15 protein-coding genes are annotated in these 14,514 nt (G+C 32.9%); 11 read left to right on the top strand and 4 right to left on the bottom strand.

The annotated features are described in order from the left end of the window. Positions 1-202: 202 nt before the first annotated feature. From ACVBED_RS06690 to ACVBED_RS06640, 11 genes are all read left to right on the top strand, one after another. Entirely contained in the window at positions 203-961 is a 759-nt protein-coding gene (locus ACVBED_RS06690; protein WP_447119871.1) for an exodeoxyribonuclease III, read from the top strand. 181 nt (positions 962-1,142) lie between these two features. After that, positions 1,143-1,406 carry a hypothetical protein gene (locus ACVBED_RS06685; RefSeq protein ID WP_447119870.1) on the top strand — a complete coding sequence of 88 codons (264 nt, stop codon included), beginning with the start codon at positions 1,143-1,145 and terminating at the stop codon, positions 1,404-1,406. 495 nt (positions 1,407-1,901) lie between these two features. Further along, on the top strand, positions 1,902-3,161 hold the full coding sequence (locus tag ACVBED_RS06680; RefSeq protein ID WP_447119869.1) for a putative DNA modification/repair radical SAM protein: 1,260 nt from the start codon (positions 1,902-1,904) through the stop codon (positions 3,159-3,161). Next, positions 3,162-3,929, top strand: coding sequence for a TIGR03915 family putative DNA repair protein (locus ACVBED_RS06675; protein WP_447119868.1), 768 nt, complete (start codon positions 3,162-3,164; stop codon positions 3,927-3,929). It abuts the gene before it with no gap. Positions 3,930-4,005: 76 nt separating this feature from the next. Beyond that, complete coding sequence (locus tag ACVBED_RS06670; RefSeq protein WP_447119867.1) at positions 4,006-4,284, top strand: TIGR03643 family protein; 279 nt, start codon at positions 4,006-4,008, stop codon at positions 4,282-4,284. 194 nt (positions 4,285-4,478) lie between these two features. Beyond that, a complete protein-coding gene (locus tag ACVBED_RS06665; RefSeq protein ID WP_473094718.1) occupies positions 4,479-5,387 on the top strand; it encodes an FAD-binding domain-containing protein in 909 nt (302 codons plus the stop codon). Between the two features lie 181 nt (positions 5,388-5,568). Next, positions 5,569-6,198, top strand: coding sequence for a flavin reductase family protein (locus tag ACVBED_RS06660; RefSeq protein WP_473094717.1), 630 nt, complete (start codon positions 5,569-5,571; stop codon positions 6,196-6,198). Between the two features lie 83 nt (positions 6,199-6,281). Then, a complete protein-coding gene (locus tag ACVBED_RS06655) occupies positions 6,282-6,419 on the top strand; it encodes a DUF2256 domain-containing protein (protein ID WP_447119864.1) in 138 nt (45 codons plus the stop codon). Beyond that, a complete protein-coding gene (locus ACVBED_RS06650; protein WP_447119863.1) occupies positions 6,412-7,887 on the top strand; it encodes a cryptochrome/photolyase family protein in 1,476 nt (491 codons plus the stop codon). The genes ACVBED_RS06655 and ACVBED_RS06650 overlap by 8 nt, the downstream gene beginning before the upstream one ends. Before the next feature lie 380 nt (positions 7,888-8,267). Beyond that, positions 8,268-8,732, top strand: a complete 465-nt coding sequence (locus tag ACVBED_RS06645) for a hypothetical protein (RefSeq protein ID WP_447119862.1) — start codon at positions 8,268-8,270, stop codon at positions 8,730-8,732. A gap of 57 nt (positions 8,733-8,789) precedes the next feature. Further along, entirely contained in the window at positions 8,790-9,701 is a 912-nt protein-coding gene (locus tag ACVBED_RS06640; protein WP_447119861.1) for an alpha/beta hydrolase-fold protein, read from the top strand. Between the two features lie 96 nt (positions 9,702-9,797). Here the strand turns inward: ACVBED_RS06640 and ACVBED_RS06635 are convergent, their stop codons facing one another. The 4 genes from ACVBED_RS06635 to ACVBED_RS06620 form a co-directional block, all read right to left on the bottom strand. After that, positions 9,798-11,096: a DEAD/DEAH box helicase gene (locus ACVBED_RS06635; protein WP_447119860.1), complete on the bottom strand. Its 1,299-nt coding sequence runs from the start codon at positions 11,094-11,096 to the stop codon at positions 9,798-9,800. Between the two features lie 367 nt (positions 11,097-11,463). After that, positions 11,464-12,003: a peptide-methionine (R)-S-oxide reductase MsrB gene (gene msrB, locus ACVBED_RS06630; RefSeq protein WP_447119858.1), complete on the bottom strand. Its 540-nt coding sequence runs from the start codon at positions 12,001-12,003 to the stop codon at positions 11,464-11,466. A 119-nt stretch (positions 12,004-12,122) separates the two neighbouring features. Then, the gene (gene alr / locus ACVBED_RS06625; protein ID WP_447119857.1) at positions 12,123-13,274 is read right to left on the bottom strand and encodes an alanine racemase; all 1,152 of its coding nucleotides are present in this window, start codon (positions 13,272-13,274) and stop codon (positions 12,123-12,125) included. Then, complete coding sequence (locus tag ACVBED_RS06620; RefSeq protein ID WP_473094716.1) at positions 13,264-14,400, bottom strand: amidohydrolase; 1,137 nt, start codon at positions 14,398-14,400, stop codon at positions 13,264-13,266. The genes alr and ACVBED_RS06620 overlap by 11 nt, the downstream gene beginning before the upstream one ends. Between the last annotated feature and the right edge of the window lie 114 nt (positions 14,401-14,514).

Genomic DNA, 14,514 nt, shown 5'->3' with positions numbered 1-14,514 from the left:
CCGAAAATACTTCCCGTCTTCCACTCTATCTTTTTCGGCGCTCGCTTCGCTCGCGCCGAAAAAAGGATGTCGTTTCACCCGCGGCTATTAAGACGTTTATTTATTTTTTGACTTTTTTATCAAGAAAAAAGAACAAGTAATGTGAGAAATAGGTATAAAAGATATTTGTAAATTTGATTTCAATTAAAATGAAATAACAAAAATGAAAATAATTTCTTATAACGTCAACGGAATCCGTGCTGCTTTTACAAAAGACTTTTTAGGCTGGCTGAATGTAGAAAATCCCGATGTCATTTGCATCCAGGAGAGCAAAGCTGGAACCGACCAGATCGATATGGAGAGTTTAGAAAAAGCCGGCTATTTCAGCACTTGGCATTCCGCGCAAAAGAAAGGTTACAGTGGCGTTGGGATTGCTTCTAAAACCGCCCCCAAACACATTGAGATTGGTTGTGGCATAGAAAGTTACGACAACGAAGGCCGAATAATGCGCGCCGATTTTGAAGATTTTTCCGTCATTTCCGTTTACGTTCCCTCTGCTTCAAATATCGACAGATTAGAATTTAAAATGCAGTTTTGCCACGATTTTTTGGACTATATCAAAGAACTGCAAACTAAAATTCCGAATCTTATTATTTGCGGCGACTTTAATATTTGCCACGAAGAAATTGATATCCATAATCCCAAAGGATTAAAAAATACGTCCGGCTTTCTACCGATGGAAAGAGAATGGATGACCAAATTCTTAGCCGAATGCAATCTCACAGACAGTTTTCGCCACATGCATCCGGATCAGCAAAAATTTTCCTGGTGGAGTTATCGCGCCGGTTCGCGAGGGAAAAATTTAGGTTGGCGTTTGGATTATCATTTTTTAACAACACCTTTAATTGAAAGATTAAAAACCGCAGAAATTTTAACACAGGTCGTTCATTCTGATCATTGCCCGGTTTTGGTGGAGATTTAAAATTAAATTCGTATTATTTTTAAAATTAAAATTTATTCATTAAGTCCATAATTTAACAATTTATAAAAAAAGATAAATTATTTTCTTCTATAGTTAATATAAAAATAACTTTCAATTTTCAAGAAGTTAACAAATTAATTACTCAAAAATTAATTTTATTCCATAATTTTGTAAGAAAAATATGACAATTAAAGAACTCGCTGATACTGCTGCTGAATATTTGAAAAGTTTTTTTCCAGATGCTGATAAAATTCAATTGGAAGAAATTGAAATAACTGATGACGACTTATATTGGAATATTACTTTAAGTTATGAAAGTAATGATAATGATAATGTTGTTGCTAATAAAAATTGGCTTATGTCCCAACTAAGAAAATTCAAAATTTTTCGAATTGACGCTAGAAGTGGAAAAGTTAGATCTATGAAGATTAGAGATATCAAATAAGAAAATTTGAAGAGCCAATTTTTAAGAAAAGAAAAAAATCCACAGTATTAAAATATAATAAATTGATTATTAGTACTTTACAAATAATAACACTATATAAAACTTTTAAAAACTTGCGTATATTTGTGAGATGTGCAAAAGTTTCCGCTCCGCTACAACTTTTGCACATCGGAGCGCGGATTACATCCCGCAGCTGTATCAAAGCGTTTTCGCTTACGCAAAAACCTTCAACACATCTGCGGATTTGCGAAGTTTCATTTTCTTATTTAACTTCGTTAAAACAAAAATGAAACTTCGCAAATCCGCGCGACGTTATAAAAATTTTAACTTCCTCACAATATTTAGTGTATAAATTCCTAAATTATTTTTAGTCTTTTTTAAACTTTATATTATTCTTGCTAAAATTCATAGCAATATTCCACAATTCCTAAAAAATTAGTAAATACTTTTACTAATTTTTCGTATTTTTACTTCTTTATAAATCACAATTAAGTAATGAATTTAGAGCGTATAAAAGAGAAACTGGAAATACTTGCAGATGCTGCAAAGTACGATGTTTCCTGCTCTTCCAGCGGCGGAAACCGCAAAAATAAAAACGGCAGTTTGGGCGATAGTCACGGTATGGGAATTTGCCATACTTACACCGAAGACGGCCGATGCGTTTCGCTTTTAAAAATTCTTCTTACAAACCACTGCATTTACGATTGCGCCTATTGCGTTTCCCGCAAAACCAACGATATTAAACGCGCCGCTTTTACCGTGGAAGAAGTCGTGGATCTGACCATGAATTTCTACCGCAGAAATTATATTGAAGGTTTATTTTTAAGTTCCGGGATTTTTAAAGACGCGGATACAACAATGGAACGCCTTGTTCGTGTGGCGAAAAAATTGCGCACCGAACATAAATTTAACGGTTATATTCACTTAAAATCAATTCCCGGCGCAAGCGATGAAATGATGAAAGAAGCCGGACTTTACGCCGACCGACTTTCCATCAATATTGAAATTCCTACCGAAAAAGGTTTAAAATTATTAGCGCCCGATAAATCGCATTCCGAAATGATAAAACCGATGGGTTTTGTGAAAAACGAATTGATATTATATAAAGAAGAAAAGAAATTATTTAAAAAAGTACCGAAGTTCGCGCCTGCCGGACAATCCACTCAAATGATCGTCGGCGCGACAGACGAAACAGATCTAAAAATTATAAAAGTCGCGGATCATTTTTATCAACATTTTAATCTAAAACGGGTTTATTATTCTGGTTACGTCCCGATGTTGGAAGATGCAAGATTGCCTTCCATTCATTCTCAAGTCCCGATGTTGCGCGAAAACAGATTGTATCAAGCCGATTGGTTGATGCGGTTTTATGGTTTTAAAGCAGATGAAATTTTAGAAAAAGACAATCCTTTTCTTGATTTAGAAGTCGATCCAAAATTAGCGTGGGCGTTGCGAAATCGTGAAAAATTTCCTGTGAATGTGAATTCTGCGACCAAAGAAATGCTGTTAAGAATTCCGGGAGTTGGCGGAAAATCGGTGAATAAAATTTTGAGTGCGAGGCATTTTCAAAAATTAAATTTAGATAATTTAAAGAAAATGGGCGTTGCTTTAAACCGTGCAAAATATTTTGTAGAATTTGATTCACATAATGTTTTTAACAAATATATTGAGGAACAGAATTTCCGAAAAATTATTTTAACAGGAATGAAATCGAAATTTCAAAATCCATTTTCAGAACAGTTAAGTTTATTTTAAATGACGACTTTAATTTACGATGGCAGTTTTGAAGGTTTATTAACAGCAGTTTTCGAGGTTTTTGAATATAAATTGTCGTCACCAAAAATTATATCAAAAGAAAATTATTCCAGTGAAAATATGTTTGCTGAAATTCATGAGGTTTTTACTTCAAAGGAAAAATCAGAGCGCGTTTTAAATAAATTGGAATTGAATATATGTAAATCAGGAATTTCGCAGTTGCTTAAAGTTTACTTGTCCGAAAGAGAAGATCTGGAATTTTTAATTTTAAACGCGATTCAGAAATCAATAAAAAATTCCTTGGTTAATAATATCTTACAAAATTATGCCGATGAAAATATTCTGGAAATTGCTAAAATAAATAAATCAATTAACCGCGAAATCCACAGAATGCACGCTTTTGTAAGGTTTGAAAAACTAAAAGACGAGGTTTATTTTTCTAAAATAGAACCAGATTTTAATGTGTTGCCTTTAATTGTAAAACATTTTAAAGACCGTTACCAAGACCAAAAATGGATGATCTTTGATTTAAAAAGGCATTATGGCGTGACTTATGATCTGCAAACTGTAGATTTTTTTTATCCGGAAACTGACCAACTTTATAACTTTAAAAAAATGGAAAATCTTTTGCACGAGGAAGAAATCCGTTATCAGAAGTTATGGCAACGCTACTTTTTTAAAACCAATATTCCGGAAAGAAAGAATTTGAAACTGCATTATCAACATGTGCCAAAAAGATACTGGAAATATTTAACGGAAAAAATTTAGTTGATAGTTGATAGAAAATTAAACAAAATTAGAAGTCATTTAACTTTTAATTTTTTGAACTTTAAATAAAAATTTAATGAAAGAATTAACATTAAGAGACACCGACAGAATAATAGAAATGGCTTGGGAAGACCGAACGCCATTTGAAGCCATCACTTTTCAATTCGGGTTTTCCGAAGCGGAAGTGATCACTTTAATGCGCACAGAATTAAAGGAAAGTTCCTTTAAACTATGGCGAAAACGCGTCAATTCTGGCGTGAGCAAAAAACATTTAAAGAAAAGAAGTGATGAAATCTCACGGTTTAAATGTTCGAGACAAAAAACTATTTCTCACAATAAAATCTCAAAGCGATAGACTTCCCAACTTCCATATCAAAAATTGAGGCGAGAATTTCTGCGATAAATCCGGTAAAATATTCTTCCACGCGTAACTTTAAGAACGGCGCTGTCACAAAATTAAGCCCATACATTTCACGCGGCGTAATTTCGGCGTTTGACGTTTTTAAGCAAGTAAAAACCTTAAATTTAAAATGGTTTGAGGTAGAAAGATTGGTTCAAGAATTGGCGTGGCGAGAATTTTTTCAAAATGTTTGGACTCATAAAAACGAAAAAATATTTTCAGACCTAAAAAATCCGCAAATTAATGCTGAAAACTCTGGAATGCCTTCGTCCGTTTTTAACGCGAATACAGGAATTGACGTTTTAGATGATGCCGCAAAAGAATTGTATAATTCAGGCTACATTCATAATCATTTGCGAATGTATTTGGCGTCCGTTTGCTGCAATATCGGGCATTATTATTGGTCTGAACCAGCAAAATGGCTGTATTATAATTTATTAGACGGCGACTTGGCAAGCAATCATTTAAGCTGGCAATGGATTGCCGCCACGTTTTCGGGTAAGAAATATTTTGCAAACCAGGATAATTTAAATAAATATTTTAAAAGTAATCAAAAAGACACCTTTTTAGACATCGACTATTCAGAATTTGAAACGTTGAAAGTACCCGAAGTTTTAAAGGAAAGTCAACAATTAACTTTAAAAACTAAATTGCCTGAACTTCCAAAACCAGAGTTTAAAAATACCAAAACTTTGATTTTTAATTATTACAATCTGGATTATAAGTGGCACGAAAACGAAGATTATCAAAAGATATTTTTAATCGAGCCGTCGCAATTTGAAAAGTTTCCAGTTTCCGAAAAGTGCTTGAACTTTGCCCTAAAATTATCAGAAAACATACCCAATATTAAATTATTTGTGGGCGAATTTTCAGAATTGATTTCAGAAATTTCCGTTGAAAATATTACTTTTAAAGAACATCCATTAAACTTATATTACCAGGGAACTTCAGAAAAAACGTCCAATTTATTTAAAATTGAATTTGAATGTTCGTCTTTTTTTTCCTACTGGAAAAAAGTTAAAAAAGGCTTACAAAAGGATTTTGAAACTATTGATTAATGTTACTAATTAAATCTAAAAAATTGAAATTAATCTAATTATTTTCTCACATATTTTACAGATGATGCAGATTATTAATTACTTTAAAAAAAACGGTGTAAATCTGCGAAATCCATGCATTACGTTTTTAAAAGTAATATTTTAAGAGAATTTTGTGAGACAAAATTTAAAAACTAAAACTATGAATCTAAATAAAACAGAAATAGAGAATCTGGAGAAAACATACCGGTTAAACCTCATTAATTCCATAAGCGGCGTGAAACCTGCAAATTTAATTGGTACGAAATCAAAAAGCGGACAAGAAAATTTAGCTATTTTCTCCTCGGTTGTTCATTTGGGATCGAATCCCGCGCAATTGGCTTTTGTGCTGCGTCCACAAGAAGAGCGTGAAACCGATACTTTTAGAAATATCACAGAAACTGAAGTTTATACCATCAATCACGTTCCTAAAAGTTTGATTGAAAAGGCACATTATACATCCGCGAAATTGCCGACAGAAGTATCAGAATTTGAAAAAATGGCAATTGAACAAGAATATTTTAACGATTTCTTCGCGCCTTTTGTGAAGGAAAGCCCAGTGAAAATGGGAATGAAATTGGATCATATTATTGAGTTGCCAAATAATTGTAAGTTTATTATTGGTATAGTTCAGCAATTAATTTTGTCTGATGAAGCGGTAAATGATTTAGGTCAAATTGATTTAGAAGTTTGTAATTCTACCGGAATTTCTGGGCTAAATACTTATTATTCTTTAGAAAAGCTGGAAACTTTTCCCTACGTTCGCGAAAATGAAATCCCTGATTTTAGATGAAATCGCCAGAAATAAATTTGCGAAATAAATACAATTGAAGATAGGCGATAACATATGATCATTGAAAATTTAAATATCTGTATATGAAGAAAGAAAATCTTCCCTTTAAAATTTGTCCCGTGTGCAAGCGGCCTTTTTCCTGGCGAAAAAAATGGGAAAAGAATTGGGACGAGGTAATATATTGCAGTGAAAAATGTAAAAGAAATAAGCGAAATGTCTAAAGTTATCAACCTAATTTTTCCGCATCAATTATTTAAAAACCACCCATTGCTAGAATTGGAAGGTGATTTTTATTTAATTGAAGAATATCTCTATTTTAAACATTTTAAATTTCACAAGCAAAAAATTGCGTTTCACCGGGCATCCATGAAATACTTTCAAAAGTATTTGGAAGAAAATGGAAAAATTGTAAATTATATTGAAAGCAACCATCCTATTTCAGATATTCGAAATTTTGGTGAAGAAATAAAAGCACAAGAAATTACAGAAATAAACGTGGTAAACCCATCGGATTTTTATCTGGAAAAAAGATTGAAAGAAGTGGCAAAAGATATTAAACTCAATATATTTGATTCGCCACAATTCATTAATAACAAAGAAGATTTAGCACAATTTTTTAATCCTGATAAAAAATCCTATTTCCAGACGACTTTTTATAAACAGGAACGTCTTCGCTTGAATATTCTAATGGATGAAAATAAAAATCCAGAGGGTGGAAACTGGACTTATGACGTGGATAATAGAAAGAAATATCCCAAAGAAAAAATACCGCCTGAGGTTTTTTTTCCTGTTAAATCTAAATTTTGGAAAGAAGCCGTAAAATATACTGAAGAAAAATTCCAGAATAATCTTGGGGAAGTTTCAGAAAATGTTTTTTATCCGACTTCTCATAAGGAAGCAGAAGATTGGCTCGAACAATTTTTGAAGTATCGCTTTCAGGATTTTGGTATTTATGAAGATGCCATAGTTGAGAAAGAAATTATTTTAAATCACAGTGTGCTCTCGCCTTTACTTAATTCCGGTTTATTGACACCCATTGAAGTCGTAGAAATAACACTGGATTTCGCTAATAAACATGAAATTCCGCTAAATTCTACGGAAGGTTTTATCCGGCAGATCATCGGTTGGCGTGAGTTTATGCATGGTATGTATTTATTTAAAGGCGTTTATTCCCGTAATAAAAATTTCTTTGGATTTAGCCGAGAAATACCAAAAAGTTTTTACGATGGCACAACGGGAATTCCAGCGGTAGATGAAACGATTAAAAAAGTTTTAAAAACGGGTTATTGTAATCACATTGAAAGATTAATGATTTTAGGGAATTTCATGTTGCTCTGTGAAATTCATCCTGATGCAGTTTATCAATGGTTCATGGAATTATTCATTGATGCTTACGATTGGGTAATGGTTCCGAATGTTTACGGCATGAGTCAGTTTGCTGATGGTGGAACTTTCGCGACGAAACCCTATTTGAGCGGTTCTAATTATATTAAAAAAATGAGTGACTATCCGAAAGGCGATTGGGAAGCAATTTGGGACGGACTTTTCTGGCGTTTTGTAGGTGAACATCAGGATTTTTTTAAAGGAAACCAACGCGTTTCTATGATGTATTATTCTTACCAAAAAATGGATGCAGAAAAAAAGAAATTGCATCATAAAAATGCAGGGGATTTTTTGAGTAAACTTTAAATCATTTTACGTAAATTTTATATTTTAAAATTTTCTAAAGTTGCTTATATTTATAGTTGGATAAAATGGTGAAGGAATGAAAATCAGACAAACATTATCCAAAATGACAATAAAGGCTAGATTCATAAGACTATATTCAACGGAAAGATATATTTTTCTAAAAATCAGGTCTAATAAATAATTTGGCTAATTTATTCGAAAATGAATTGAATTATGATTACAAGGATAGCCTTATTTTAAACAAATTAATCCGTTTTGAAAAGATCATAAATTTGAAACTGAAAAATACCCTTTTTAAATTTTTACCTTCGCTTTTTGAGAATTTAGTACTAAAATTATTTTCTAGCATGTCATCCTAAACATTACATTAAAATTCATAAATGAAAAAAATTAGCTTCAGCCTATTCATTATCTTAATGAGTTTTGCCACAATTTTTGGGCAACAATTTAAAGTCAGTTATCCAAAATCCTTACTTGCAGAGCCTTTTACCGGAAATGTGATTGTTTTTATGTCAAAGGAAAATAAGGAGCCGAGAGATGGAGCTATTGGCTTAGAAAGCTTTCCCTGCTTTTCAGTTTTTGTAAATAATATACAGCACGGACAGGAAATTGTCATTGATTACAAAGCGGTTTCCTATCCTACGACACTTTCAAACATTGAACGTGGCGACTATTTCGTGCAGATTGTTTGGGACAGAAATCTTGGGGGTCGCTCTATATCTTCAAGTCTAGGCAATCTCTATAATCCAACTGAGAAAATTACTATTACTAAAGATTATAATAAATTTTTTACCATTTCTACAACACAGATAGTTCCTCCAGTTGCTGCTTTTAAAGAAAGTTAATTTATAAAAGAGTTAAAAGCACCTTCTTTATTACTTACTAACTTCACGGGTAAACCAATGACCGTAGATGCGGCGGCGGTTTTACCGAAAGAATATTTTACGGAACCAAATAGAAAATTCCTGGTCTTATTCAATGTTTTTGGTTATGGCGGAGATTATCACAGATGGTCAGGCGCAAATTCTGCAAGCGATAATTTAGAGGACATACCAGTAATTAAAGTTTACCTGGATGGCAATTGTGCTTTAGGTCATTCGGTTTATGCAAATAGCGATAATAACGGTTTGTGGGGAGATGCTTTAACAAAAGAATTTATACCTGAGCTTGAAAAAAAATACAGGTGCAATGGCGCACGTTTAATAACTGGTCACAATAGCGATGGGTGGTCAAGTCTTTGGCTTCAAACGCAATATCCAAAAATATTTGACGGCTGCTGGTCCAGTTCACCAGATCCAGTTGATTTTATTAGCTTCCAAAAAATAAATTTATATGAAGCTAAAAATATGTTCTATGATAAAAACGATCATCAAAATTTAGTAGCAACAGTTGCTGGTTTTTTCCCCTGGAACACGATGAAAACGGCTTATCAAATGGAAAATGTGATTTATCGTGGGGAACAGATGCATTCCTTTGACGCTGTTTTCAGTAAAAAAGGAAGTGACGGCAATCCTGAAAGAATTTGTAATGCACAAACTGGCGAAATTAATCGCTCCACATTTGAACACTGGAAAAAATATGATGTCGCCTCAAATTTAAAAAATAATTGGAATTCTTTAAAAGCCGATTTAGATGGTAAAGGACGAATTACCGTGGGTAATCAGGATAATTTTCTTTTAAATTATGCCGTAAAATTACTGGATAAGCAAATGAAGGAATTAAACTCAAATTTTCAGTTTGCTTATTATCCCGGAGATCATTTTACATTGGCGACACCAGAGTTTATGAAAGATGGTAATCATTTTCTTAAGTAAAAATATGTAGAATGGTTGGCGAAAAATAATTTTGGAAAGAAATAAAATTTACTGGAAAACTCACAGAAACAGCTTTTTTTGTACACCTTATTGAAATTACTTGGCGTGCTCAGCCAAATAATTTGCCAGCACTTTATCAACTAATTCCTCTTTCGTTAAATGGTGAAAAATAGTTTTTATATGTTGTTTAATTTCTTCCGGGATTTCACGGTTAGGTTTTGTTTTAAATACTTTTTTAGCCCAAACCAAAGTGTTGTTCCATTCGATAGATTCTGCGTCAACTTTTTTTACTGCCTTAAAATGAATTCCTAATTCTTTTTCAAAATTAATAATTTCTGGGACTTCTTCCTGCTGAATTATGGTCATAGAAAGTCCTTTCGCTCCTGCTCTACCCGTTCTTCCGCTTCGGTGAACATAGGCTTCAGGGGTATCTGGTAGATGATAATTGACAACATAAGCCAGTTCTTTTACGTCAATTCCTCTCGCCACTAAATCTGTGGCAACCAAAATATCAATATAACCTTCGCGAAACTGTTCCATGATACGGTCCCGAATTCCCTGTGTTAAACTTCCATGCAAAGCGCCAGAAGAAATTTTTCGGATTGCCAGGTTTTTTGCTAATTTATTAACTGCCGCTTTAGTTTTGCAGAAAATAATCCCTCTTCCACCATCCTGAGAATTTAAAAAATGTAAAAGAACATCTAGTTTTTCAATCGGTTCTACTACAATATATTCATGATCAATGCTTTCATTCCCAATGATTTCCATGTCAGAATTCACAGAAATTGCAGTTTTAGACATGGAATTATGTACGATATCTTTAAGTTCGCCAGGCATCGTTGCACTAAATAGATAAGTACGACGGCTTTTTGGTAATGCTTTCAAAATTGGCATTAGATCATCTTTCAAAGCCTGAAACATTTCATCAGCTTCGTCTAAAACTAAGTTATTTAAAGATTTAATGTCAAAAGCCTCTTTCTCTAATAAATCTAAAAATCGACCTGGAGTTGCGACGATTATTTGTGCACCCAATTTTAACTCTTCAACTTGCGATTTTACAGTTTTTCCACCAGTTAGTAGAACAATTGAAATTTCTGGAATATATTTAGCGAAATCTTTAAGATTATTATAAATCTGCTGACTTAATTCTCTGGTTGGCGCTAAAATTAAGGTCTGAATATTTTTATTTTCTACATTTATTAGTTGAAGAAGGGGCAAGCCAAAAGCGACCGTTTTACCAGTTCCAGTTTTTGCAAGTACAACGACATCTTCCTTTTGATCTAAAATTATCGGGATCACTTCTTCCTGAATATCTGTCGCAAAAGTTATTTCTAAATCTTTTAATGCGTTTTGAAGTTGTTTAATAATTCCTAAATCTGAGATAAGTCTGGACATATTTAATTTTTTACAAAGATAACCACAGTTTTGCTCGATTGGTTACTATCTCACTTTTTAAAAATATTTAATTTTATTTTTCAGCGCACCATCCAAATTTATCATTAATGATTTGTTCTTTGTGTATTTTTAAATAGTCTAAAAGTCCCTCAGAAACGGGAGAATGTTTAATGAGACAGCCGAACTAAGAATTCCGATTCTTCAAAAAAATATTGCGGAGATAAAAATCTTTACCGCAACTGCAAAAATTAATGATTTAAAGATTAATATAAGTTCTGAAATTAAAATAAATTTAGATGAAAATAATTAAAACAAAAAAGCTGAGCAAAACTAGTTTACTCAACTTCTAATGAAAAATTTAATTTATTTATTTGGAAGCAGTCGGCGCTTTTCCACCCTCCGGCACAAAAATAAGTGCTGCAGAATTCATGCAATATCTTTTACCTGTCGGATTTGGTCCATCATCAAAAATATGGCCAAGGTGAGACCCACTTTTACTGTCCACAACTTCAGTGCGGCTATATCCACCACTATTATCAGTTACTAATTTTACAGCATTGCTGGAGATTGGTTGATAAAAGCTTGGCCATCCTGTTCCAGAGTCAAATTTTGTATCAGAACTGAAAACTGGCTGCAAAGACGCTGCAGAATAATAAGTCCCTTTTTTATAAAAATGATCGTATTTTCCTGTGAAGGCCATTTCCGTCCCTTGTTTGCGAAGAATTGTATATTGATCCTTTGTTAATCTATTTTTCCATTCAGAATCAGTGAGATTCATAGGATATTTAGCTTGTGCAATTTGCGTATTTTTTGCAACGGTTTTTCCATTTTTACTTTGCGCTTTATTACAACTCAATGTAAAAAAAGTTAGAATTAAAAGTAGATAATGACTGGTTTTATTAAACATAATATTTGTTTTTTAATTTGTTTTGTATGCTATAATATACGGGATTTTCAAAATTTTAGATTTCAATTGTTTAAAACCGTAAAAAATCATGTTGTAAATTATGTTTTGTCAGTAAACTACTATTTTATGACCCTGGGAATATCTGCTGAAATCCGCGTTAATAATTCATAGTTCAACATATTGCTGTAATCGCTAAAAGACGCTACGGAAAGTACTTTATCAGACTGACACCCTATTAAAATAACTTCATCGCATATTTTTATGTTTTCTAAAAAAGTCACTTCTACTACCATCATATTCATGTTAATGGTGCCAATTACCACGCATCTCTCGCCATTGATCAAAACCCTTCCGACATTACTTAAATTTCTGCTGTAACCGTGCGCATAACCAACAGGAACGGTTGCGATTTTCATATTAGCGTCTGCCATAAAACTCGTTCCATAACCAACAAATTCCCCACGTTTCACTTTTTTTACGCTCATTACTTGACTTTTCCAGGAAATAATGCGTTTTAGAGGATCTACATTTTTCTTTTTTGTATTATAATAATTCACCAAAACTTCTGAACTTGGCCAGAACCCATATTGCATAATTCCGATTCTTACCAGATCCATCTGCGTTTCTGGATACATCATTGCGGCAGCGGAACAAGCAGCGTGTTTTTGCAAAGGTTTTAAACCGGCTTCACAAAATTTCTCATAGATTTCATTAAAAGAAACAATCTGCTTTTTAACACGAAAAAAATTGGCAATGCTTTCTGCGCCGGCAAAGTGGGTACAAAGTCCCTTAAATTCAATAGAAGCCGCATTTTTTTTCAGAAAATCATGTACCCATTTTAATTCGGTATTATTAAAACCAGTCCGGTTCATTCCAGTTTCTATTTCAATATGAACAACGGCTTTTTTCGAGAGTCTTTTAGCAGTTTTGGCTGCAGAAATTAACCGTTGCTTTTCAAAGACAAAAAATTCCACTCTATTTTCAATGATCCATTCTAAATCTTCTTCATTATTAAGCCAACCCATTATTAAAACAGTTGCTTTTTCTTGTGCGACAGATTTTACCCTTCTGGCTTCATGGGAATCAAAAACGGAAAAATGATTTATATTTTCCTTTAAAGCAATTTCCACAAATTTTTCAATAGAATGACCATACGCATTGCCCTTTATAACAGATGAAATAATTACATTTTTCTTTAAATGTTGCCGCAAAAAATTAATATTAGTTTTAAAAGCTTGGGAATCAAGTTCCAAATAAGAATTATTGTGCATCTACTAATTCACTTATTTTATAAAATATTGTCGCGCCCGTCTCTGTGATTTCATCAGGCCAATCATAATCTGGATTATGCAAACTTGGTTGATTTTCACCACTTCCCAATCCAAACATGGCGCCTTCATAGTGCTCTGTAAAAAGTCCAAAATCTTCACCAAACTCAAACGGAGTTTTTCTTTCGACTAAATTAAATTTACAATCTTCCACCGCTTTTCTCACAAAATCAACTGCTGCAGGATTATTTTCATTAGCAGTGAATTTTTGAGTCCATGAAATATCTGTTTTCAAATTAAATTTTTCAGCAACTTTTAAAGCGATATTTTCTAATTCCATTTCCAACTCTTTCATTTCTTTATTATTAAAACGGCGAAAAGTGTAGTGCACTTCGCCAAAACCTGCGGAAATTCCGTAATCTGCTGTTCCCATTTCTATAAAAATGGGTGTTAAAATCGTAAACTTTTCTTTTTCTCGATCGGTTTGGTTTTTTTCATCATATTCCTGTATAATTTCTGCAATCGCCGAAGCTGGATTAAGTCCATTTTGCGGCTCCGCAGCGTGAGAGGTTTTGCCGTAAAGTTTTATTATAATTGAATTTACAGCGCACGTAAAAGTGTTATTTTTCACCACGATATCGTGAAGTTTATACCCTGGAAGATTGTGCAGTGCAAAGACTTTGTCAGGATTTAGATTTCTAAAGCGCTCATCGTTACAAATCTCAACAGCTCCTTTCCCATTTTCTTCTGAGGGTTGAAACATTAAAATCACTTTCGTGTTTTTTAATTTGTTTAATGATAATTTCTTCGCTAAAAGGCACATCACACTCATATGTCCATCATGTCCACATTTATGGGAAACGTTTTTAACCATTGATTTATGTTCAAATTCATTAATTTCCTGAATGGGCAACGCGTCTAATTCGCAGCGAAACATAATCGTTTTTTTTATGTCATTTGTCGGATTATAAACCGCAATAAGTCCAGTTCCATTTCCTAAATTTTCTAATAATTCGTCCGGATTGTAATTCTTCAAAAAAGCTGTAATAGTTTTTACAGTTTCAAATTCAATCCCAGAAAGTTCTGGATTTTTGTGAAGGTACTTTCTTAATTCTAAAATATCATTCATATCAATTTTCTTTGATTTTACTTAATTTAAAAAGTTATGAAAAAAGCTTTAGATAAATAAGTAAAGCAGACGAAAATCTAAAAGTTTAACATAAAATTTGGTTTAGAAAAATAA

The sequence above is a fragment of the Halpernia sp. GG3 genome (genome assembly GCF_052976925.2).
The sequence above is the reverse complement of the archived record's forward strand: the minus strand, read 5'-3'. Positions and strand labels throughout refer to the sequence as shown.